This window comes from Roseofilum sp. KMC-1, assembly GCF_057802075.1.
In genome coordinates, this window is sequence record NZ_CM173605.1 from 3,097,330 (window position 1) to 3,117,088 (window position 19,759).

Here is a 19,759-nt window from a genome sequence, read left to right on the forward strand (position 1 = left end):
CATGGGGGAATCAGGGGTCATGGCAAAGAAGAGAGACTATTCTTACCCATGACCCCATCAGGATTAATGGTTTAGAGTTAACTTACCCAGACGATTTTGGACTTCCAAATAAATTAACAGCGCATTCATATCGGCAGGATTAACCCCACCAATTCGAGAGGCTTGACCCACGGTCAACGGACGCACCCGGTCTAACTTTTCCCGTGCTTCCATCGACAAGGTTCCTATTTGGAAATAATCTAAACTCTCCGGCAATTTGTGATTGGCATGACGGTTAATTTGGTCAATCTGATTTTGTTGCCGTTGGATATAGCCCGAATATTTAATCTCAATCTCGGCTCCTTGTTTTTCTTCAGCCACTAACTGAGGATTTCCCAAGCCATAGCGCTCTAAATCTTCATAATGGAACCGGGGACGGCGCAACAAATCTGCCAGGGTAATAGACCCTTTAATTTTTTGGTCAGTATCGGCTACAATCTTTTTACCGATAGGATCGTGTTCTTTCACGCGAGTTTCATAGAGCCGTTCTTTTTCTCCGGTAATCTTCTCTTGCTTCTGGGTAAAAAGGCTCCAGCGCCGGTCATCAATCAAGCCAATTTCTCGACCCAAAGGTGTTAACCGTTGATCGGCATTATCGGAGCGCAACAGCAGCCGATATTCGGAACGAGAGGTGAGCATTCGGTAGGGTTCCCGCAGTTCTTTCGTACAGAGATCGTCAATTAATGTGCCCAAATAACTCTGTTCGCGGGCAAAAATAATCGGCTCTTGGCCGCGTACCAAACGCACCGCATTAATTCCGGCTACTAATCCTTGGGCGGCTGCTTCTTCATAACCGGTTGTGCCATTAATTTGTCCGGCACAAAACAAACCTTCGACTCTTTTTGTCATCAGGGTGGGATAACATTGGGTGGCGGGTAAATAGTCATATTCGACTGCATAGGCTGGGCGCAGCATGACACATTTTTCTAAACCGGGTAAAGAGCGCAACATCCTCAATTGCAACGTTTCCGGTAAACCCGTAGAAAAGCCTTGGATATACAACTCCGGAATGGTGCGTCCTTCTGGTTCAATAAAGATTTGATGGGAGTCCTTGTCGGCAAAGCGGACAATTTTATCCTCAATACTGGGACAATAGCGGGGCCCTTTGGCATCTACCCATCCGCCATAGACGGGGGAAAGGTGCAAATTATCGCGAATGAGTTGATGGGTTTCGGCGGTGGTGCGGGTAATGTAACAGTCCATCTGTTCCCGTGGAATCCAAACTTCTGGGTCAAAGCTAAACCAACCGGCTTCCTCTTCTCCGGGTTGCGGCTCCATTTTGCTATAGTCTACGGAGCGCTTATCGACCCGCGCAGGGGTTCCGGTTTTGAGTCGTCCGGTTTCAAACCCTAAGCGGTTCAGGGTTTCCGTGAGACCGACGGCGGCAAATTCACCGGCTCGTCCAGCATCCATGGATTTTTTACCGACCCAGATTTTACCACCGAGGAAGGTTCCGGTGGTGAGAATGACGGCGCGACATCGGAAGGCGACCCCAAAGTAGGTTTCTACGCCAATAATTTCGTCGTTGTTTCCCAATATTAAGTCGGTAGCCATGGCTTCGCGCAAGACCAGGTTTTCTTGGTTTTCGACGATGTTTTTCATGACCGCAGCGTATTCGCGCTTATCGGTTTGAGCGCGTAGGGCCCAGACTGCGGGCCCCCGCGAGGCATTGAGGACGCGCTTCTGGAGATAGGTGCGATCGCTCATTTTACCAATTTCCCCGCCCAAAGCATCCACCTCATGGGTTAATTGGGACTTGGCGGGGCCCCCAACAGCAGGGTTACAGGGTTGCCAGGCAATTTTATCCAAATTCAGCGTCAGCAGAAGGGTGCGACATCCAAGGCGGGCCGAGGCGAGGGCTGCTTCGCACCCGGAATGGCCTGCACCGACAACAACGATATCAAATTCATCTTGGAAGTCTACGAGAGTCATGGCGTTGCGGTTGAACGGAAAACATAGACTTTTATTGTAGCAATCTTACAACCTGAAGAAACTTGATTTTCGTTAAGATATCAACTTGCTCGGATCGATCGCCTCAATTTGAGAACACCAAGCAAAATCCTTGGTATTAAAAGTATATATTGTGCTAATTTGATGGGCTAACATAATGGCAATATGAAGTAAATCAAAGACTCCTCCATTGGTGACAGGACGTTCTTCCAATAAAGCGATCCAACGTTCAAAGAGATCCACCGGAGTTGACAGCAAGCAGATATGGGGCATCTGACAAATCCGTTTAATGCGGATAATTGCTTCTGTTGGCTGTAAAGGGGTCGCTAAAATAGCCGGATTAGTAATATAGGAGTAAAATTCTGCTAAAACCTGAGATGAAAGACACAAAACTTCCCTGTCGGTAGGTCTAAATATTTCTAAGGCAGCTTGATGTTGAGGAGCTTTGATATTAGCAACATAAGTGAGGATATTCGTGTCCAGATAAATTCGTTTAGCTTCTGTTGCCATAAAGCATCGTCCGATTAAAGGGCTGGAGAATTTCGCTGGCAAAAAACAAGGAATTTAGGTCTGATTCTGATGGATTTTCTGGGGTTAATTGCTTCTGCTGTTGATTTCGCGTTTTAAAGGTTTCTATCATCAGAGAAATTTGCTCGATTTGTCCTGGGGTGAGTCCAGTGATATCAATAGTTTGAGTCATTTTTGAGTTGGGGTCTAGGGGGTGTTGACATTTTAGCTAATTTTGGCGCTAAGGGTCAGAAAGTGGGTTTCTTGGGTGCTTAAATCTCCTCTGATGCTAAGTTTACAAGAGTCATGGCACTGCGGTTGAACGGAAAACATAGACTTTTATTGTAGCAATCTTACAACCTGAAGAAACTTGATTTTCGGGTTGGCACTGCGAAGGTCAAAGATACGAGCCAAATAATAGTAATCTTGCTGTTCAGAAAAGTTCCACTCTGCTCGACTGACGTAAAATGGGACGCGATCGCACTGAGATTCATCTGTAACCGTTGTTTTCGCATCAATATACAAGTATTCTATACCTTGTTCATCAAGAATCACAAAATCATAAGGTTGGCGTTGTTCAGCCTGTTGGTTTAGCCAACAAACCCGATCTTCACCAAATTTTTCCACCAACCGATGATATAAAAATGCTTCCCCTTCTCGACCAATCTCAGCAAGATTTTGTTTATAATAACTGATATTGACTGGGGATAAATCTTGAATCGGCACAAAACTCGATCGTTCTGAAGTCCGAACCCTTTTGGGTGGAGCAAAGAGATTGAGTACAGCCTCATAAATTCCCAATTCATGCAAGGCAAACACCAAGCTAGAATCATCTCCAATTTCCACCGCATCTTGTAAAAGACTGACTAGCAATATTTTTTCCTTATTTTCGATTAACTCAGTCACTTCATCTAACGTGACTCCATCCAAAGAAATTTCTTTTGCTAAACGATTGAAACTTTCAAACTCTTGATCCGTCATCTCCTGTCTAACGGCTTGAAATGCTTTGAATTGCTGTGAATTTTGGGCAAAATACTCTAGATCTTGCTCAGAAACCTCTGGGTTTTCTGCCAAGCGACTTAACGCAGAGAGTTTTTCCTGGTGATTGAGAATTTTAAAGATGTCGCTACTGACTTCCGTATCGCTTAATGTCTTCAAAAATAGACTAGCTCTATTACTATAGAAGTAAGGGAATATCCGATCGATCAAATCATCGGATTGATAATTAGCCCATTGAATTAATGTCGCGATCACCTTAGTAAACTTAGCATCTCCAATCTTATCCTCTTTCTCCCAAGTTTTTAGCTCTTCATCAATCTCTCTAGCAATATCTTTAATGGTTTTGATCTCTTCGGCTTTATCAAATAGGTATTCAGCACCAACAAATCGCTTATCTAATAGAAAATTATTCCAATAGTCGGAAGTGAGCATTTCGAGGGCTTCTTTCAATTCTTCCGGAATATCTTCATCTTTCTTCAGCTCTTCCTTAAGCATAAATTTGCCGCATTGATTAGGAAGAAGAGAATAGAGTTCAAAAATTGGTTTGTCTTGTTGATGAAGAAAACAAACAAAGCGATCTAGCCATGGAATCACTCTATCTTCCTCCCAGTCAAAATATTTCACTAAACTGTCCAAATTTTCCTGGTCTTGAATATCAAAAGCAATAGAGGTGAAAATCCATTTATGAACAAGAGTCCAGGAAAAACCCACCAAATTTTGTAAATAGGTTTTATCGGGAATTTCTCCAGGATAAAAATCATGGGCAAATTCCCAAATTTGATGTTTTGTAGAGGTTTTATTTTCTGAGGTAGGGAAATAGCTAATCAGATGATAGATAGGGCGACTCAAGTTCCAATACTCTGAAGTATCTTCTTTTTCGTCCGCAGCTTCAATACATGCATTGATTTCATCAGAAATATTTTTGACCCCCTTGCGATCGATGTGATGTTCAAACCCTGTGATTCTGCGATCTAAGAGGATTTCTCGACAGGGTAAACTCAGCATTTCCATCACATCTTTCAGTTCTTCTGGAATGCGATCGTCAAAGTAGCATCTTTCATTATTGATTAAATTGATTAACTCACCCTTTTGATTGGGGAGAAGGCAGTATTTTGTCAGTAACTTATCATGATTATCCCTAACAAATTGAAGCACAGAGTTAAGCCATTCCAGAGTTCGATCGATATTCCAATCGAGATGTTCTGCCAGTGCTTCAACCGTTTTGAGTCTATGAATATCTTCTATAAAATTCTCAAAAGTGTATTTTATCTTCTCTGAAAATTTCTGACCCAAAGCTGATTTAAGAATGTCGTGCCAGTCGAGAATATGATCGGCTTTGGGTAAATATTCGGGATGAAATTCAGAGGCTAACTGGGAAAACTGTTGGACTTTTGCTCTGCTTGTGTAACTCGGAATGAGCGCATCTTTGAGAAGGATTCTATCTCCTGCAACGGTATCGACTAAGGTTGTATTGGTGAGTTGAGTGACCAAATCATCTAGGATTTGAGAGTGATACCAGGGTTCGTCAATATTGTCCGGGATTTTAGCTGCATTTTTCAATTTTGCTAATAGGTGAACTTGATGCCAGTTTGAGGAGACTAGATTGAGTAATTCAGCGTAAAGTAAGTTAGCTTCTTCTAGAATCTGTTTATTTTGAGGAGTTTTGATGGGATTATCAGGATTGAGTAAAATTCCGTCTCTGGGTTCGGTGGGATTGAATAAGGGGCTATTGATGACGACGGGATAGGGAAATGTTTCGGAACCAATGAGGGGAAATTCACAGAACAGGGTTGGGATTTGATCGGGAATTTCTTGGATCGAATAACTCTTATTTTCTTCTGCTTCGACTTGAACGGCAAGGGTAAGGGTTTGCTGGGAATTGGATAAGCAAGCAATGGTTTGTTGATGTTGTTCTGAATCCCCCTTTTGTTGTACGATCGCCACAATCGACAGAGTATTGATTTGATGACGCTCAAGGGTTTGATAGTGATAGGTTACATCTTCAGTTCGATCGGATACAGTGACAGAGGTAATGGTAGGGATAAACGCCAATGCATAGGCGATCGCGTGATGCAAGTCCTGAATACCGACTTCAGCTACTTTTAAGCCAGCTTCATCTAACACATAACGAAAGCAAGTATCACAGGTTTGGTTGGGTTGATAGTTGTCGATGGGAGGATAGGAGTGATTGTTATCAATATCTTCAAAGATGGAAAACGCAGCATCAACATTTTCGATCATTTCGTCTAAGTCGGTTGGACTTCTATCCAGAAGAATTTTAAATGGCTTGTAAATAAAGGTTTGATCTTCCCGATTTTGGAGAATCCCACTAATTTCTACCTTGCGCGAGAGTAAGTGAGTTGTCATGAAGCCTGTGCCAAATTTCCCTGTAGTTTTCGGCGTTTGGTTTTCTTCCCGTTTGCGCTCTTTACTGGAAACTTGTTCAATTAGGTAGGTAATATTTTCAATGGAGAAGGGATTGCCATTGTGTCTAAACTCTACATATTCTGGAGTGAAGATAATTTCTACCTTAACTTGCTCATTGGCTACATCTTTGGCATTTTGCAGTAATTCCCAAATCCATCGCCGTTTAGAAGATGCTCGATTAAAAAGCTGATCAATCCCATCCAGAAGCTTGGTGGCGATCACTTTCTGGTAGGCTTTTTTCCTCGCCTCTTCTGCCTGCTGTCGAATGCCCATATTTTCCCTGATGTATGAGTATGTTTTATGGTATCATACCCTAACTGGACTGCGATCGCACTCCGACAAGTGTTTAACTGAACTTGAGATCTGATCCTTATTTTGACTCACTCTCTAAAATTTCTCTAATTCTCTCCCGAAACAACCGCACCGCAGATCGTTGTCCCACCACTTTACTCTGCTCGATAAATCTGGGAATTTCATCCACAGGTAAAAACGGGAAAGCCAGACTTTTATCCGACTGTTGATATTCTCCCTCAACCAGTTGATAAACTTCTAAGGTTTCCTTCGTGTATCTCCACAGTTCCGGCACTTCCAATGCTGCATAAATCGTAAATTTCTTCATCGATGAGTGAGTGTAATCTGACTCAATTGCCAAATCTGGAGGGGGATCGTTGGGCAGTTTAATGATTTTATCTCTAACTAAAGCTTCATTCTGAATATAAAAGCAACTATCTGGCTCAATGGCACGACTTAAATCTTCTCGTTCTAAGAGCAATGCCCCCACACCCATCACCTCAATTTCTAATTCATCGGCGATAGTATCAATAAAACGTGCTATGAGCCAATTAGGGATTTCATGCTGTTGTAATGGCATCCTCAGTTCTAAGACTCCTTTATCATAAGCAATTCTCCACGCCCGATCCTCGCCAACATCTGCCATCAGTGCCTGATACGTTGACCAACTTACACTTCGCAAAATGATGCAATTTTCTGGGGAAACTTGCTGTGGTTTAGGAGGTAATGCGGTTTTAACCATTTGATGAAAACGATCTTTAGCCACAACTTTTAGGGTAAATCACTATACTAATAATAGTATAAAAGTGAAAAGATGGTTAAGGTAAGAGTTTTTGTTCTATTTTTGCTGATTAGCATCCTGTAATAAGGTATCCTAAGTGACGATCGCCAGAACCGATCCGGTTAACATTAAATCACTGAAGCGATCTTTACAAGTTAGAGGAAATTTATGACTGAGCCATCTCACGCCGCTAAACTCAATCCTAGCTCTAGTTTTAGCGTTAAAATTCGGGTTAAACTCCATAATCGTGCGGGCGCTCTCGCAACGGTTACTGGCGCGATCGCATCGGTTGGGGGTAGTTTAGGGGAAATTAACCTTTTGGAGCGCAGCCTCGATTTTACCCTGCGGGAAATTACCGTGGATGCTGCCTCAACTGACCAAGCCGAGGAAATTGTACAAGGGATTAAAGCCTTACCGGACATTGAAGTGCTGGAAGTCTCCGACCAAACCTTTGATATGCATAAGGGCGGTAAGATTACCATTAATAGTAAAATCGCCATTAAAGGCCAGTCTGACTTGGCGATGGCTTACACTCCTGGGGTGGGTCGTATCTGTAAGGCGATCGCCGAAAATCCCCAAAAAGCCTTTGACTTAACCATTAAAAGCAACACTATTGCCATTGTCACTGATGGTAGCGCAGTTTTGGGATTAGGCAATCTCGGCCCCTTGGGTGCTTTACCGGTGATGGAAGGGAAAGCCATGCTGTTTAAGGATTTTGGCGGTCTCGATGCCTTTCCTGTCTGTCTGGATACCCAGGATACCGAAGAAATTATCGCCACCGTTAAACGCATGGCTCCCGTATTTGGTGGCGTGAATTTGGAAGATATTAGCGCTCCCCGATGCTTTGAAATTGAACGCCGTCTCAAGGAAGAGCTAGATATTCCCATTTTCCATGATGACCAACATGGAACGGCGATCGTTACTCAAGCGGCCCTCTATAATGCCCTGAAATGGGTGAAAAAGAGCCTGGAAGAGGTGCGAATTGTGATTAATGGGGCCGGGGCTGCTGGAGTGGCGATCGCCCATCTCTTGCAAGAAGCCGGAGCGAAAAACATCGTCATGTGTGACTCCAAGGGCATCCTCTCTAAAAAACGATCTGACCTGAATACAGCCAAACAAGAGTTAGCCGTCGATGAATCCGGATCTTTAGCCGATGCCATGAAAAATACCGATGTGTTTATTGGTGTAAGTGTGCCAGGGGTGCTAACTCCAGAAATGGTCAGTACCATGACTAAAGATCCGATCGTCTTTGCCATGGCTAACCCCATTCCCGAAATTCAACCGGAGTTAGTCACCGATCAAGTTGCGGTCATGGCCACTGGACGCAGCGACTATCCGAATCAGATCAACAATGTGTTAGCCTTCCCTGGGATATTCCGAGGAGCTTTAGATTGCCGTGCCCGTACAATTACGCGCAAAATGTGTATTGAAGCAGCAGCAGCGATCGCCTCTTTAGTCAGTCCCATGGACTTGGGCCCCCATAACATCATTCCCTCTGTATTCGATCCTCGTGTTGCTGCTGCCGTATCTGCGGCAGTACAACAAGCAGCCCGGGCCGAAGGCGTTGCCCAGCGTTAAAAGAGTAGGACATGGGAATGGGCAAGATCAACTTTTGCCTATTCCCCATTACCCATTCCTTAAAAGAAGTCAAGAACGAAATTAATCATACAGATCCAGATTCAAACTAAATCCGGGTAATATGGACTCGCCCGATAATTCTGTAGGTAAATTTCGCACTTCGACTTCCTCTTGGGGCCGATAAATTTCGACTTGTTGCTGTTGAGGATTAATCAACCATGCCAATTGTACACCCACATCAATATATTCCCTCATTTTGGCACGCAACTGTTCCAAACTATCCGTTGCTGACCTTAATTCGATCGCAAAATCGGGCGCAATTGGCGGAAATTTACGCCGTTGTTCCGGGGTTAAGGCTAAATAGCGTTCCCGGCGAATCCAAGCCGCATCTGGAGAACGATCTGCACCATTCGGTAACTTAAAGATCGTAGAGGAACTGAAGGTATAACCCAGGTTAGTTTGCCGATTCCAAATACTCAAATCAGTGATTAGATCAGCTTCTCGCTTTCCGCTATCACCTCCTACAGGGGGCATAATAATGAGTTCTCCTCTAGCATTTCGTTCAAAGTTCAACTCGCGGTTATTTTGGCATAAGTGATAAAATTGATCGTCACTGAGGTTAACAGTATCTAAATTTAATGTCAAAGGATTCATAAGGGTATACTTAACCAAAACTGACGTTAATATTATATCCCTATTTAATTTACTCTTTCCGAAATTGTAACCTCCAGATTAACGATGAAAACTGCTTCTCATTGGATCGGTACTACTCTTAGCACCCTTATTCTGAGCTATCCCTTTGTTGCTTGGGCAGGGCCAACGCTATACTACGAAAAATTATGGTTAGATCTGTCGGTTTCGGCTTGTTTGCAAAAAGCGGAAGAGGCGATCGCCGCTACTGATGTTCCGGTGTTAAATGTCAATGCCAGCCGAGTTTTAGCAGTCAGTCCCACTGTCTCCGTGGCGATCGACTGTGAGGCGATCGACAACAAAACCCGTAGTATCATTATGGTCAGTAGTGACGGCGATCAACCCATGAGAGCCATTAACCTAACCCAAACCTTAAAAGAAGCCATGAGCCACATGAATGAGTTTCTATAATTCTAGGCGATCGTTCATTACCCGCTCCATTTGCTGACTATCATGGCTTGTCCAAATACAGCATCGGTCAGGATTTTCCTCGATCCAATTATTGATTAACTCTTCCACTTGTTCTGTCGTTTTTGGGTCGAGAGATGCCGTAGGTTCATCTAAGAACAAAATCATCGGATGCAATTGCAGAGCGCGAATTAAACTCAGAATTTGTCGCTCTCCTCCAGATAAATTCATCGCTGACTTTTGCAGGAAATCCTTAGAGCGATTCAGTTGAGAGAGCAAGGTTTGAACATAGTCCCGATTATACGCTTTATTTTGATGAGTAGCTAGGCTATAAACAATCTGCAAATTTTCTTCAACTGTCCCTTCAAATAGACTCGGTTGTTGATGAATATAGATCGCTTGCGACCGATAATAGGGTAACAGATTGGGGTTAAGATTACAGTTTTCTCTTCCCTCTTTTGACCATAAAATATGACCTTCATCCAGGGGATCTAATCCCGCCAGAGCGCGTAATAATAGGGTTTTCCCTTTTCCAGATGCTCCCACTAACCCCAGGCGAGATCCTGGATTTAGGCTAAAGGTTAAGTTTCTCCAGAGCCATTTTTCTTCAATTTTGCGCCCAACTTGATGAACTGATAAACCCGTCTTGTTATTCATAATCTCTCTTTCCTATTCCCCACGATTTACCTAACTTTGGCTATAGCGAAAGGCATTATCCCATAAATAATCTAAAATTTCCAAGGAATCATCTAAGGATTTAACTTGGCATTTGCCCCACTCATCATAGCTCAATAATGGAACATCAGATTGAGGTTTACCTTGCATATTCTTTAATCTTCCGCGAATATGATATAAGTTATTTAGGGGGCCATTAATATCAAAGTCGATGCGACGATCCCAAGTCGTTTCCATCCAGGATTCAATCCGATCGTCTAAGTCTTCTGGAGTCATGGGTTTGCCACTGGTGAGCAAATGATAGTAAACTAAAATAATCTCTTTACATTCTTCTTCCTCTGCGGCATCAATCAGTCCATGAAAAACACTGGTATTATTGGCTAAATTCTTAAAAAATAGGGTGTCAGTTACTTTTTTCTGAAATTTGAGCTTCTTGGTTTTGTAGCTACTATATTGCTTAAAGGCAAATCCTCCCAAGGCAACTAAAAGAGATAGGGTAGTGAGCAAAACTGGAGTTAAATTCCGTACCTCCTCTTCATTGGCTTTAAGGTCTTCCATTCCCGGTAGCGTGCCGGTGAAAAATAGGATAATACCGACAATAATTACGATTTGAGGCAACACCTTGATCAGCAGAGGAATGGCTGCACCAATGGCTGAAGCAATTAAGATTAATCGGTCTTTCCAAGTCATGCTAACTTTGACATTAGGAAATAGAAATTCTAAGTCAAATTTAGGGACATTTTGATAATAAAAAATGTAAATCTTTCCCGAACTAAAATTGAGATCTTTATGGTCGGTAAAATAGGAGTTATTTTTGAACTTCATCGCGATAACCACTCGCTCAAAAATATCCAGTTTCTCCTCAATAGTGCGAAACCACTTTCTACGGGTAATCAGTTCATAAATATCTCCCTGACAGTAGAATAGCATTCGATCGAAGTCGTTGAAATCAACATCAGTGTTCAGTTCAATCAAGGATCTTTGGTTAAAGGCTTGTTCGAGAGTCTCTTGGGAAAGGGGAAAATAATTGGCCCGTTCTAAAACTTGCTCAAAATGGTGAAAAAAATCAGCTTCCATCTGCTGCTGCTCCCTAGAGGTGAATTTCTGAAATTCAGAGAGAGTTTCAGAGGGATTAAAGGGTGTATAATAGTGTTTGAGATCTTCTAAAATTGAATGGAAGTAAAAATGATAATAGGCGGATAAAATTTGACAAAATTGGCGAAATTTTTCCCGATCGCCTTTGGGAAGTTTCCCATCTCTGAGACATAATTCAATCAGATGATGGCGGTCAAAAGGAATATGGGCTTCGCGATCGCTATAATGAGCCATAGGTCAGAGAAGATCGAAAATCAAAGGCAACTGAGGAGGAAACTTGTGAGAGTCGGTATCATAGCCATGGGCTTTGGCCCCATGACCCTGAAATTACAAGCATCCGGATACCGGGTCGCCTATAATCGTACACCAGAGAAGCTTAAACCTTTAGTCGCGATCGCTTCTATCTGCTTGATGTCCAAAAAATGCTCCAGATGTCATGAACTTCCTTCAAGACATAGACGAAGCAATAGTTCTGACTGACCTGAAAGCCCAAAAAGCAATTCTCTACAGCATCACTATTATTTAGGCAATTATGTTAACTCTGCGTCCCAAACAAACCGCATCCCTGCTCACCCGTGATGGAGTCAGACTCGATGCTGATATTTATCAACCTGAAGGAGAGGGCCCCTATCCGGTGCTACTCATGCGGCAACCCTATGGTCGGGAAATTGCCTCCACAGTGGTCTATGCTCACCCTGAATGGTATGCAGCCCATGGCTATATTGTCGTCATTCAAGATGTGCGCGGTCGGGGAACCTCCCAAGGGGAATTTCACCTGTTTACCCATGAAGTCGAAGATGGCATAGATACCATTAATTGGGCAGCCCAACTCCCCGGAAGTACGGGCGAAGTGGGAATGTATGGATTTTCCTATCAGGGAATGACCCAATTGTATGCCGCTTCAGCTAAACCGAAAGCCTTAAAAACCCTCTGTCCAGCCATGATTGCCTACGATCTATATGCAGATTGGGCTTATGAAGGAGGAGCCTTTTGTTTAACAGGTAATTTAAGCTGGGCTTTGCAATTAGCGGCCGAAACGGCAAGATTAAAAAAAGATGCGATCGCCCACCAAATTCTCTACAGTGCCTCCCGAAATCTTCCCATCCATGGCCGAGAACCCCGCTTAGATGAAACCCTGCGGAAATATTGCCCCGATGCCTTCTATTATCGGTGGTTAGAACATACTGAAGCAGATGACTACTGGCAAGACTTATCGCCAAAATTAGATGGGGTGGATCTGCCCATGCTCCATATTGGCGGTTGGTTCGATCCCTATCTGCGAGGCACATTGCGCTGGTATCATGAGTTGGCCGGACGCAGTAGTTATCCCCAGCATCTGATCGTTGGCCCCTGGGCCCATCTCCCTTGGGGGCGTAAGGTAGGAGAACTCGATTATGGTGCAGCCGCAGCAAGTCCTATTGATTTAATTCAGGTGAATTGGTTTAATCAGTTTCTCAAAGGTCAGGATACCGGACGGCTGGATATGCCCCCGATTTCACTATTTGAGATGGGAAGTAACCGATGGCGATCGCTCTCTAAGTGGCCGAAACACCCCCATAAATCCTATTATCTCTCCAGTACGGGACTGGCCAATATCAGCGATAAGGAGGGTTTTTTAACCGAAAGTCTACCTCCTAATCATAGTGTGGATCGCTGGGTTCATGACCCCTGGAGACCCTTTCCCGCTTTGGGAGGCCATGTCTATAGTCCCTTTGGAGCCTGCGATCGCTCCCACCTAGAGTGCCGCACAGATACCGTCACCTATACCAGCGAACCCTTAACAGAGACCCTATGCATCTTAGGAGAGGCGATCGTTGAAGTCTATGTACAAGCCTCTACCCACAGCTTTGACCTTTGCGCCATCCTCTGTGAAGTCAAACCCGATGGCCGAGTTTATAACTTTACCCAAGGTTATCTCTGTGTAACGGAACCCCAGAGCTATCAACAAATTCTCCTACAATCAACTTGTATACAATTACCCGTGGGCAGTAGTCTGCGTTTAAGTTTAAGTAGTGCTTGTTTCCCCGCCTATCCCATCAATCCCGGTACAGGCCAAAACCCTGGTCAAACCCGTTTAATTGATGCCCAGATTATCAGCTTCTCCCTTCAATCTGGCGGTGCTTATCCTTCCCATCTCCTCTTACCCCTAGAATCGAGTTTTTGAAGGTTCCTAATTTAATTGCGATCCCCGTAGTCATTGTTACCATATTGCCAAAAAGGGTGAGTTAAAATAGCCGTGGCTACAGGATAAGCTCGAACATAACTGCCTCCTTTTGTTTATAGAGGAGGCAGTTATTTTAAGGAATACAGCCGTTTTCTCTGCTATAAAGTACATTAATGACTGTTTTTAACGATCGCTAAAATGGCTCAAAGCGCTACCCAAGTGCTATATCGCCACCTGAATCGGCAAAACCATCGTAAAGCAAACAAACTTGCTCTCGCTGCTAACTTGAATTTTTCCCCCTAAACGCTCGCTCAACTTTTTCACTAAAGCCAGTCCTAAACCTGTACCCCCTTGCTTCCAAGGATCGGCACTGGGGATACGATAAAACTTATCAAAAATCCGATCTAATTCAGACTCAGAAATTTCTATGCCTGTATTTTTAACCTCAATCCAGAGTTTAGGACGACTCATCACAGTCCGATCGGGATTAGAGGGTAAAAATTCAGGAGGTTCCTGCAACCAAGCCTTAAATTGAATCGATTCCCCTGGAGGGGTATATTTACAAGCATTATTTAACAGTTCGGCAATCACTCGCTCTAAACTAAAGGTTTCTGAGAGAAAATCAGGAATCTCATCAGCAATTTCAACGGCAAGATTTTGTTGACGACTCTGGGCGCGATCGCGGAATGAGGGTAGAATTTTTTCCATAAAATTCTCTAAATTAATCCGATCGAGTTCATTGGGCGCTTCCTGATTTTCCAACCGTTGTAGATCAAGTAAATCATTAATCAGGTTGATTTCCCGTTCGCATTCAGCCCCTAAAATTTGCAAGTAATGGGTCACTTTTTTCTCTAAAGCTTCCCTCTGCGGGTTAGGAGTCTCCGGTGGGGGATTCAATTCAGGAGCCAGATATCGCTCTAAGGAAATATTGAGCATCCGAATTGCCATTTTCATATTAGACACCGGGGTGCGTAGCTCATGGGAGACGGTACTGAGAAAATCATCCTTGAGATTATTCAGTTTTTCCAATTCCTTCACTTGAGCTTGTGAAGATTGAAACAGACGCGCTTGACGGATGGCGATCGCACATTGATTCGCCACTTGCTGCACCAATCGAATTTCTAGCTCACTAAACTCATACTCCGCAGCATGAACCAACCACAAATCCCCCAGCACCCCTTGATTGTCAAAAATGGGACAAGCCAACATCGCCGATCGCCCCCGTTCCGGATTCGGCAATAAGGAGCAAAATTGAAAATACTGTCCTCGCAGCAGTTGTTGATACAGTTCAGGAAACTTAGCTAACTTCGCCACCCGTCCATGAATCGCGGGAATAGTAGTCGCATATTCCGAGCAAATGGTAGAGGTTCCCTTCTCTAAATCATACAAAGAGGCATTACACCCTTTAATCCCCAACACTAACGTCAATTCGCGAACCGCAGTTTGCCAAATTTGGGTTTCATCTAAACTATCTCGGACTTTATCCGTAATCCGCTTGAGCATAGCCTCAAACTCTAAAGCTTGCTCCAGTTGACTGGTTCGTTGCTCAACTCTGTCCAAGTTAAGTGAACTTTTGTCAGATGTTAAAGAAGATGGATCGGAATTAGGAGGCTGAATGCTCATGGCTGTGGCTAATTGCAAGTCGTTTAGAATCAAGATTGGCCTTAGTACCAGGTCTAAGAACTATCCTTTACCAGGGTATCTAACTTTAGACCGGTAATCCGTCTGATCTCGGTAAAAATCCAATGAGATGACAAAATCTGGAAAAGGACTTATCATTACTTAACATTAGATCCCTGAAAATTTCACGAAACTGGCAAAAAACTTAAAAAAACCTATGAAACCCGAACTCCAAACCAAAGTTGCCCAAGGATTAGTCACCGGCGGCGCTGCCCTATTTTTGCTCAGTGGTGGCTGTGTAGCTTCTGGACTACTCGCTCTCAAAAGTATCCCCCCTGGATTACCCGGTACAGCTCTGCTGATGGAAGTGGCTGGCTTAGGGTTAACGGAAAAGAATCGACAAGCTTAGACTTCAAAGAGACCATGGCATAGGGCACTGGCATCACTACACCAGCCCTTCTCTTAACGCTTTTACAGCTACTTGTACCCGGTCATCAACCGCTAACTTATTCATAATGCCCCGTACATGGGTTTTGACTGTATTGGGGCTGAGGTAGAGCTGCTCGGCGATCTGGGGATTACTATAGCCTTCTACCATTAACTTAAGCACTTCAGATTCCCGTTCGGATAAGTTGGCAATATTACCTTGAGGCGTGGGGGGTTTGAGATGACTAATCACTTGACGGGCAATTTGAGGATCGAGATAGGTAGCCCCTTCCTGGGCTGCTGCAATGGCAGCTAAAAGTCGGTCTACATTAGCCCCTTTAATGCAATAGGCATCTGCACCACTGGAGAGGGCCGCAATAATTTCATTTTCGGTGGTGTGGGAGGTGAGCATGACAACCCGCGTGTTGGGAAGTTCAGCTTTAATTTGTTGGGTGGCGGCAATGCCATCTAAGCGAGGCAGACCAATATCCATGACAATTAAATCGGGTTTGAGCTGTTTGGCGGCTTGCACCCCTAGATAACCATCTTCCGCTTGGCCAATAATTTCCAAGTGGGGAAATTCGGTTAGGGTTTGTTCTAAGCCAAGTTGCATCATGGGGTCGTCTTCAACAATGAGAACCCTTAAGGGAGTGGGGTGTTCTGGGGAAGGAGACATAAGGTAATCGTGCTGGATAATGAGTAAAAGAGGAAAGATTAAACTGGAGGTTGGGTTGCACCCGTAGTAGTGATCGCCACTACACCATAAACAGATATTCCCTGACGATGTAAGGCTTGGGTGGCAGAGTGTACCGTTGCCCCTGTGGTGTAGATATCGTCTAACAATAGCACAGGGGAGGAACGATAACGGGAAATCTGAGCCTTGTTCGCGGTAAAGGCATTTTTAAGATTAGCATGGCGTTGATCGGCACTTTTGCTAAATTGGGCTTCCGTTTGCCGAGTGCGAATGAGACCGTTGGCAGATAAGGGTAAACCGGTTACTTGGCAAAAACTGGCTGCTAGGCGTTCGGCTTGGTTAAATCCCCGTTGTTTGAGTTTTTCTGGATGTAGGGGAATGGGAATGACGAGGGGAGAGACTCGCTTAGAGGGCGTTGTTGCCTTCCAAGCTTCCCCCAACCATTGCCCCAGAGGTCGGGCAATTTCGGGATGGTTGTGATATTTTAAGCTGGCGATCGCCTGTTTGAGCTGTCCTTGATATTTTCCCCAAACCCATACGGGAATTGAGGGGGAGGAACAAGTGTAGAGCTGGCGACGGGAAGGGCAAAACTGCAATTGACGCAGGGAGCGACTACAAGCTGAACAGAACACTTCCCCATCTGTGGGGCGATCGCATAAAGGACAATTCGGGCGCAAAAATAGATTCAGAAGACTATCGGTGACTTGAGTCCAAAATCCCATAAAAGTTACCCTCTCTTAGTCTAATCATTTAGTTAGTGTTTAATTCTTGCGGTGATTATTATCAAACTCAATCCTTGTCCCCGCCCATTGGAGCTTATTGCGGAGGGTACGATAGTAGGAATGATCTTCTTGGAGGATAATAAACTTAGCTTGATGATCGGCCATTCGCACATCGACCCGATGACCGGGCCAAATCGCCGTACCCATTACGCCATCTGTCCAGAGTTTGGTACTGAGATCGTAGTCTGCTAAGGGCCAGACGCTGACGATACAACCGGAAGGAATAACAATGGGACGACTTGACAAGCTTAAGGGACAAATGGGGGTAACAGTCATCGCTTCCATGCCCTCATGAATGATGGGGCCATTGGCTGAGAGATTGTAACAAGTCGAACCGGTAGGAGTGGCCACCAATAAACCATCAGCTTGATATTGATCGACTACTTCGCCATCGATCTCAATTTCTAGCTTGGAGGTAATCATGCGGTCATGGGAAGCGGGTTTAATGCAGATTTCATTGAGGGCTAAGAAGCGATCGCTCACTGGAGGCACAAACCGCAAATTACTCTCATAAACGGCTGCTTCTAACATCATTCTACGCTGCACCGCATAGCGATCGCTCTGCAACCGATCCCAAACTTTTTGCGTGTCATAAAAGTTATCCGCCGACTCCGTTAAAAAGCCCAAATGACCACCAATATTCACCGCCAATATCGGGATACCTTCGGCGGCCAACTGACGAGCTGCCGCCAGAGCAGAGCCATCCCCCCCCAAAACTACCGCTAGATCGATGGGTTCGGGGGCTGAAGCTAAAAACACCGGATAAGGATTATCCTTAGCTCCGGATGGCCCCATTAGCACGCGACAACCCAGGGCATCCAACTCTTTCGCGCATCGTTCTGCCCATTTGCGACTGTCTGTATCTCCGGCTTTATGGGAAATGATGACCTGTTTAAGTTCCACAGTTCAATTAAAAATTAAAAATTTTCATGTCGGCGACAGCCGAAAAAATTAAAAATGATGTTTATTACTCATTACTCAATAACTTGGGGCTGGTTAACCCAACCCCTAAGATTTTCTCCTTACCATTTCAGTAAGTTAAACTGCTCCATATCCACCGTATTGCGGTTACGGTAAATGGATAGTACGATCGCCAAACCGACGGCTGCTTCGGCTGCGGCTACGGTAATTACAAATACCGTAAACACTTGGCCGCGAATGCCTTGCGGATCTAAGAAATTAGAAAAAGCCATCAGATTTAAGTTAACCGCATTGAGTAATAACTCAATCGACATGAGAACTCGCACTGCATTACGGCTAGTAATCAAGCCATAAATGCCAATACAAAATAGAGCGGCTGCAATGATCAAAAAATATTCTAGTTGTAAAACCATCCTGTTTCCATTCCTCTCAAGAAATTAATCAAGTTTAGAGCATTTAGGATTCATTTTTCTTAGCCGATGAGACTAATTCCCTGGGTCGTTCCGGCAATTGTAAAATATCAGGAATCCCTCTACCTTGGGCAGGTTGGTCGGGGATTTCTTCCCGACGAGCGAGAATAATTGCTCCCACCAAAGCCATTAATAAGAGGATGGATGCTAACTCAAAAGGCAGGAGAAAATCACTAAAGAAATGCAACCCGATCAGCACTGTTGCGCTATCTCCGGCGATCGCCTCTGTGGAGAGTTGCCAGGGGGTTTGCACAACCATAGTCCCTAAGAGAGCAAACAACCCCCCACAAACGGCTGCTGTTGCACCTTTACGAATCCAACCCCGCACCAGGGGTTGATAGTCTTCCTGTTTATTCACTAACATGATGGCAAACAGGATCAGGACATTAATTGCCCCCACATAGATCAGGGTTTGAGCTGCCGCCACAAACCCGGCATTCAGCAATAGATACAGCCCAGCCATACAGATCAACACCCCGGCTAATAAAAAGGCAGAGTGGACAATATTTTTGAGTAAGACTACGCCGAGGGCGGCGGCGATCGCCATGATCGCCAACAGCCCAAATGATACCAATTGAACCCCTTCAGCTAAATTCACGTTCTTTAATCCTTGTTTGGTGTTTCCGATTTTTCCAGAATTTCCTCTGGCCGCAGTCCAGCCCGTCGCTCCTTATGGGATACGGTATGAGGGTCAATGACTCCCTTGGGCAGATAAGCAAATTCACGCATCGGTTGAACCATGGGGTCATTGGTGACTTTATAGGGAATGCGGCCCAGGGCTACATTATCATAGTTCAACTCATGGCGATCGTAGGCCGCCAGCTCATACTCTTCCGTCGCTGACAAACAATTCGTCGGACAATATTCAATACAATTGGCGCAAAAAATACAGACTCCGAAATCAATACTGTAGTGCTTCAGTTGTTTTTTCTTCGACTCTTTATTCATCTCCCAATCGACCACAGGGAGATTAATCGGACAAACTCGCACACAAACTTCACAGGCAATACACTTATCAAACTCAAAGTGAATTCGTCCCCGATACCGTTCCGAAGGAATCAGTTTTTCATAGGGATATTGCACAGTAATGGGACGGCGTTGCATATGGTCGAAGGTCACCGACAGACCTTGACCAATATATTTCGCTGCTTCTACCGTCCCTTTCGCGTAGTCACTGACTTGTTTTAAGAACTTTAACATGATGGATTAATCCCTCGTAACTCCACAAAACAGGTAACTGTC

Annotated in this window: 19 protein-coding genes; 4 read left to right on the forward strand and 15 right to left on the reverse strand. The window is 44.4% G+C overall.

What is annotated here, in order from left to right:
- Positions 1-63: 63 nt before the first annotated feature.
- The 5 genes from mnmG to AC3FZD_RS14435 form a co-directional block, all read right to left on the reverse strand.
- Positions 64-1,971, reverse strand: a complete 1,908-nt coding sequence (gene mnmG / locus AC3FZD_RS14415; protein ID WP_488736704.1) for a tRNA uridine-5-carboxymethylaminomethyl(34) synthesis enzyme MnmG — start codon at positions 1,969-1,971, stop codon at positions 64-66.
- Positions 1,972-2,043: 72 nt separating this feature from the next.
- On the reverse strand, positions 2,044-2,499 hold the full coding sequence (locus AC3FZD_RS14420; RefSeq protein WP_488736705.1) for a type II toxin-antitoxin system VapC family toxin: 456 nt from the start codon (positions 2,497-2,499) through the stop codon (positions 2,044-2,046).
- Positions 2,483-2,689, reverse strand: a complete 207-nt coding sequence (locus AC3FZD_RS14425; RefSeq protein ID WP_271939675.1) for a hypothetical protein — start codon at positions 2,687-2,689, stop codon at positions 2,483-2,485. Before AC3FZD_RS14425 ends, AC3FZD_RS14420 begins: the two co-directional genes overlap by 17 nt.
- A gap of 146 nt (positions 2,690-2,835) precedes the next feature.
- The gene (locus tag AC3FZD_RS14430) at positions 2,836-6,195 is read right to left on the reverse strand and encodes a protein NO VEIN domain-containing protein (protein WP_488736706.1); all 3,360 of its coding nucleotides are present in this window, start codon (positions 6,193-6,195) and stop codon (positions 2,836-2,838) included.
- A 97-nt stretch (positions 6,196-6,292) separates the two neighbouring features.
- On the reverse strand, positions 6,293-6,955 hold the full coding sequence (locus AC3FZD_RS14435) for a Uma2 family endonuclease (protein ID WP_488740349.1): 663 nt from the start codon (positions 6,953-6,955) through the stop codon (positions 6,293-6,295).
- A gap of 207 nt (positions 6,956-7,162) precedes the next feature.
- Here AC3FZD_RS14435 and AC3FZD_RS14440 point away from each other — a divergent pair, with 207 nt between their 5' ends.
- Complete coding sequence (locus AC3FZD_RS14440; protein WP_488736707.1) at positions 7,163-8,572, forward strand: NAD-dependent malic enzyme; 1,410 nt, start codon at positions 7,163-7,165, stop codon at positions 8,570-8,572.
- 81 nt (positions 8,573-8,653) lie between these two features.
- Here the strand turns inward: AC3FZD_RS14440 and AC3FZD_RS14445 are convergent, their stop codons facing one another.
- The gene (locus AC3FZD_RS14445) at positions 8,654-9,226 is read right to left on the reverse strand and encodes a Uma2 family endonuclease (protein ID WP_488736708.1); all 573 of its coding nucleotides are present in this window, start codon (positions 9,224-9,226) and stop codon (positions 8,654-8,656) included.
- 84 nt (positions 9,227-9,310) lie between these two features.
- Here AC3FZD_RS14445 and AC3FZD_RS14450 point away from each other — a divergent pair, with 84 nt between their 5' ends.
- Positions 9,311-9,673: a hypothetical protein gene (locus tag AC3FZD_RS14450; protein ID WP_488736709.1), complete on the forward strand. Its 363-nt coding sequence runs from the start codon at positions 9,311-9,313 to the stop codon at positions 9,671-9,673.
- Here the strand turns inward: AC3FZD_RS14450 and AC3FZD_RS14455 are convergent.
- Both AC3FZD_RS14455 and AC3FZD_RS14460 read right to left on the reverse strand, forming a co-directional pair.
- On the reverse strand, positions 9,668-10,327 hold the full coding sequence (locus tag AC3FZD_RS14455; protein WP_488736710.1) for an ABC transporter ATP-binding protein: 660 nt from the start codon (positions 10,325-10,327) through the stop codon (positions 9,668-9,670). The genes AC3FZD_RS14450 and AC3FZD_RS14455 overlap by 6 nt on opposite strands.
- Before the next feature lie 30 nt (positions 10,328-10,357).
- Positions 10,358-11,674 carry a TMEM143 family protein gene (locus AC3FZD_RS14460; protein ID WP_488736711.1) on the reverse strand — a complete coding sequence of 439 codons (1,317 nt, stop codon included), beginning with the start codon at positions 11,672-11,674 and terminating at the stop codon, positions 10,358-10,360.
- A gap of 298 nt (positions 11,675-11,972) precedes the next feature.
- Between AC3FZD_RS14460 and AC3FZD_RS14465 the strand changes: the two genes are divergently transcribed.
- A complete protein-coding gene (locus AC3FZD_RS14465) occupies positions 11,973-13,604 on the forward strand; it encodes a CocE/NonD family hydrolase (protein ID WP_488736712.1) in 1,632 nt (543 codons plus the stop codon).
- A 222-nt stretch (positions 13,605-13,826) separates the two neighbouring features.
- Here AC3FZD_RS14465 and AC3FZD_RS14470 read toward each other — a convergent pair whose 3' ends face one another.
- Positions 13,827-15,260 (reverse strand): GAF domain-containing sensor histidine kinase, encoded by a 1,434-nt coding sequence (locus AC3FZD_RS14470; protein ID WP_488736713.1) that lies wholly within the window; start codon positions 15,258-15,260, stop codon positions 13,827-13,829.
- Between the two features lie 181 nt (positions 15,261-15,441).
- Between AC3FZD_RS14470 and AC3FZD_RS14475 the strand changes: the two genes are divergently transcribed.
- Positions 15,442-15,633 carry a hypothetical protein gene (locus AC3FZD_RS14475; RefSeq protein WP_488736714.1) on the forward strand — a complete coding sequence of 64 codons (192 nt, stop codon included), beginning with the start codon at positions 15,442-15,444 and terminating at the stop codon, positions 15,631-15,633.
- A gap of 36 nt (positions 15,634-15,669) precedes the next feature.
- On the opposite strand, the gene AC3FZD_RS14480 is transcribed toward AC3FZD_RS14475, so the two are convergent.
- The 6 genes from AC3FZD_RS14480 to ndhI form a co-directional block, all read right to left on the reverse strand.
- A complete protein-coding gene (locus AC3FZD_RS14480; RefSeq protein WP_488736715.1) occupies positions 15,670-16,326 on the reverse strand; it encodes a response regulator in 657 nt (218 codons plus the stop codon).
- Positions 16,327-16,364: 38 nt separating this feature from the next.
- The gene (locus tag AC3FZD_RS14485) at positions 16,365-17,066 is read right to left on the reverse strand and encodes a ComF family protein (protein WP_488736716.1); all 702 of its coding nucleotides are present in this window, start codon (positions 17,064-17,066) and stop codon (positions 16,365-16,367) included.
- A gap of 39 nt (positions 17,067-17,105) precedes the next feature.
- On the reverse strand, positions 17,106-18,029 hold the full coding sequence (locus tag AC3FZD_RS14490) for an NAD(+) kinase (protein ID WP_488736717.1): 924 nt from the start codon (positions 18,027-18,029) through the stop codon (positions 17,106-17,108).
- 119 nt (positions 18,030-18,148) lie between these two features.
- Positions 18,149-18,460: an NADH-quinone oxidoreductase subunit NuoK gene (gene nuoK, locus AC3FZD_RS14495; protein WP_488736718.1), complete on the reverse strand. Its 312-nt coding sequence runs from the start codon at positions 18,458-18,460 to the stop codon at positions 18,149-18,151.
- Between the two features lie 43 nt (positions 18,461-18,503).
- Positions 18,504-19,115, reverse strand: a complete 612-nt coding sequence (locus AC3FZD_RS14500) for an NADH-quinone oxidoreductase subunit J (protein WP_488736719.1) — start codon at positions 19,113-19,115, stop codon at positions 18,504-18,506.
- Between the two features lie 5 nt (positions 19,116-19,120).
- The gene (ndhI, locus tag AC3FZD_RS14505; RefSeq protein ID WP_488736720.1) at positions 19,121-19,717 is read right to left on the reverse strand and encodes an NAD(P)H-quinone oxidoreductase subunit I; all 597 of its coding nucleotides are present in this window, start codon (positions 19,715-19,717) and stop codon (positions 19,121-19,123) included.
- Positions 19,718-19,759: the final 42 nt, after the last annotated feature.

Bases quoted from the DNA above. Each gene is read 5' to 3' on its own strand.
- AC3FZD_RS14435 (WP_488740349.1), bottom strand. From the start codon at position 6,955: ATGGTTAAAACCGCATTACCTCCTAAACCACAGCAAGTTTCCCCAGAA.
- AC3FZD_RS14445 (WP_488736708.1), bottom strand. From the start codon at position 9,226: ATGAATCCTTTGACATTAAATTTAGATACTGTTAACCTCAGTGACGAT.
- ndhI (WP_488736720.1), bottom strand. From the start codon at position 19,717: ATGTTAAAGTTCTTAAAACAAGTCAGTGACTACGCGAAAGGGACGGTA.
- AC3FZD_RS14420 (WP_488736705.1), bottom strand. From the start codon at position 2,499: ATGGCAACAGAAGCTAAACGAATTTATCTGGACACGAATATCCTCACT.
- AC3FZD_RS14480 (WP_488736715.1), bottom strand. From the start codon at position 16,326: ATGTCTCCTTCCCCAGAACACCCCACTCCCTTAAGGGTTCTCATTGTT.
- AC3FZD_RS14460 (WP_488736711.1), bottom strand. From the start codon at position 11,674: ATGGCTCATTATAGCGATCGCGAAGCCCATATTCCTTTTGACCGCCAT.
- AC3FZD_RS14440 (WP_488736707.1), top strand. From the start codon at position 7,163: ATGACTGAGCCATCTCACGCCGCTAAACTCAATCCTAGCTCTAGTTTT.
- AC3FZD_RS14465 (WP_488736712.1), top strand. From the start codon at position 11,973: ATGTTAACTCTGCGTCCCAAACAAACCGCATCCCTGCTCACCCGTGAT.
- AC3FZD_RS14450 (WP_488736709.1), top strand. From the start codon at position 9,311: ATGAAAACTGCTTCTCATTGGATCGGTACTACTCTTAGCACCCTTATT.
- AC3FZD_RS14475 (WP_488736714.1), top strand. From the start codon at position 15,442: ATGAAACCCGAACTCCAAACCAAAGTTGCCCAAGGATTAGTCACCGGC.
- AC3FZD_RS14485 (WP_488736716.1), bottom strand. From the start codon at position 17,066: ATGGGATTTTGGACTCAAGTCACCGATAGTCTTCTGAATCTATTTTTG.
- AC3FZD_RS14455 (WP_488736710.1), bottom strand. From the start codon at position 10,327: ATGAATAACAAGACGGGTTTATCAGTTCATCAAGTTGGGCGCAAAATT.
- nuoK (WP_488736718.1), bottom strand. From the start codon at position 18,460: ATGGTTTTACAACTAGAATATTTTTTGATCATTGCAGCCGCTCTATTT.
- mnmG (WP_488736704.1), bottom strand. From the start codon at position 1,971: ATGACTCTCGTAGACTTCCAAGATGAATTTGATATCGTTGTTGTCGGT.
- AC3FZD_RS14425 (WP_271939675.1), bottom strand. From the start codon at position 2,689: ATGACTCAAACTATTGATATCACTGGACTCACCCCAGGACAAATCGAG.
- AC3FZD_RS14430 (WP_488736706.1), bottom strand. From the start codon at position 6,195: ATGGGCATTCGACAGCAGGCAGAAGAGGCGAGGAAAAAAGCCTACCAG.